We start from the raw sequence: 2,188 nt of genomic DNA, 5'->3' as shown, positions 1-2,188 counted from the left end.
GTGATGCCGGTGTTGGCGGCCTGCAGCACCTGCACGCCGTTGGCGATGCCGTCGAGCAGATTGTTGATGTCGCTGGCGCGGTTGTCGAGCGACTGTGCGGTGAAGAAGTTGGTGGGATTGTCCAGGGCCGAATTGACGCTCTTGCCGGTCGACAGACGGCTCTGAGTGGTGGCGAGAAGATCAGCGGTGGACTGGAGGGAGAGCAGGTTCTGACGAACCGACGAGGAGAGAACAATACCGGACATTGAGTGTTACCCTTCTGGTACGCAACGCAACAAACTTCGATTAGGATTAATCGATGTCCGGGACGGTGAACACAGACGGCTAACAAAGCATGAAGCGTGTCGCGCCAGTCCTTGCGCGGATTCACCATATGAGCAATCGGAGCCATCTCAGGCTCGTCCATATCGTCATGATAGCATGATGCTTTTTCGCGCAACGACCCGGCGTTTGCGACTTGTCAACCATAACTCAGAGTAAGCAATCGGCTGCATCCGAATGCATCGTTGCACTTCGTCGAGCGGCACTCTGATGCCGTTGCAAAAAGAAAGCGGCGGAGCCGAAGCCCCGCCGCAATAGTCGTCTTACGATGTCGTCCGCTTGTTAGCGGAGCAGCTGGAGCACGCTCTGCTGCGACTGGTTGGCCAGCGACAGCGCGGAGACCGCGATCGACTGGCGGGTCGACAGCGCCTGGCTGTTGGCCGCTTCGGTGTTGGTGTCGGCCAGGGTCAGGTTGGACGAACCGGTCTGCAGCACGTTGATCAGGCTCTTGTTGAAGTCCTGACGAACCTGCACCACCGAGAGGTTCGAGCCGAGGCTCGAAGCTTCCGAGCGCAGCGTGCTCGACGCGGCGTTCAGGTTCGACAGCACCTTGTTGGTCGCGGAGTTGTCGATGAAGTCGACACCGCTGGTCAGCGCCGCGAGGCCGAGACCCTTGGAGTTGTAGGTCACGCCGGTGATGCTGAGGTTCGACTTGCCGGTCTCGTCGAACACCAGCTTGAGCTGGTCGCCGTTCAAGAGGTTGACGCCGTTGAACGAGGAGTCCTGCGAGGTCGTGTCGATCTGGTTCAGGATGTTGTTGTACTGAGACACCAGGTTCGAACGCGAGGTCTGGGCAACCGTGTCCTGGACGGGGCTGGAAGCCGTCGAGAAGGTTAGCGCCGAAGTCAGCGTGCCGCCGATCGCACCACCCGCGGCGCTCGAACCGATGGTCGAGGACGCGTAGTCGTTGGTGGTCGAGACCGTCAGCAGGCCGTTGGCGTCGATCGTCGCCGTCAGGTTGTTGGCCTGAAGCTTCGTGTTGAGCTGATCGAGCGTCTTGACCGTGCCGCTGGTGCCGTCGCCGAAGGTGACATTGACCGCCGTGCCGCCGTTGAAGGAGGAGAAGGTCAAGGTCTTGCCGCTGAGCCCACCGACGCCGGAGGTGCGGGCCGCGGTGAACGCGCTCGAGGTCCCGGTGTTGCCGGCAAAGCCAAGCGCATTCAGCGCATTGCCTGTACCGGTGATCGAGAGGTCGGCATTGACGCCGGTCGAGAGCTTGAGCTGACCCGAGGCGTTGATCGACGAGTTGGTCTGGCCCGTGGCGGTCGCAAGCGTCGCGGTGCCGTTGGCGTTGACCGTCGCGGTCTGCACGCCGGTGGCAAGGTCGATCGCCTTCAGCACGTCGTTGACCGTGCCGGCCTGCAGATAGACCGTCGAGTTGCCGTTGCCGTCGGTGAGGACGTTACCGCTCGTGCCATAACCGCTCGGAACGCTCGGAGCACCGGTCGAACCCGGGATCGGCGCGTTCTTGAAGGTGATGACGTGACCGTCGACATTCAGCGTCGAACCGTCCGCGATCGTCGCACCCAGTGAGGCCGAGCTCGTGGTCCGGTTGACGTTGACGGTGGCGTTGCCGCCGCCCACAGCAGTCGTCAGGCCGAGAGCCTTGAGCAGGTCGGCCTTGCCGGTGACGCTGAGATCCGCACCCGTCGAGCTCTTCAGCGTGACGGCGCCACCTGCAGCGGTCGAGACGGCAGCACCTGGCTGGCTGGCGCTCGTGGAGATCGTCGCAGCGCCGGAGGTGATGGAGACGGTCTTGACGCCGCTGGCCAGATCGATCGCGGACAAGAGATCGTTGACGGTCGCGGTGGCGAGATAGACGGTGGTGTTGCCGCTGCCGTCGGTGACGAGGTTGCCGCTGACGCCG

At 62.7% G+C, this 2,188-nt stretch carries 1 protein-coding gene and 1 pseudogene; both read right to left on the bottom strand.

Translation table 11 applies throughout. The annotated features are described in order from the left end of the window. A pseudogene (locus tag IVB48_RS07810) lies at positions 1-245 on the bottom strand (flagellin); the annotation flags it as partial. A gap of 358 nt (positions 246-603) precedes the next feature. Next, the coding region (locus tag IVB48_RS07805) for a DUF1522 domain-containing protein (protein ID WP_247287489.1) at positions 604-2,188 on the bottom strand (1,585 nt) is incomplete at its 5' end.

The organism is Bradyrhizobium sp. 76, from assembly GCF_023073025.1.
Lineage (GTDB): Bacteria > Pseudomonadota > Alphaproteobacteria > Rhizobiales > Xanthobacteraceae > Bradyrhizobium.
Note: the sequence above shows the minus strand (reverse complement) of the source record. Positions and strands in the feature narration are given on the sequence as shown.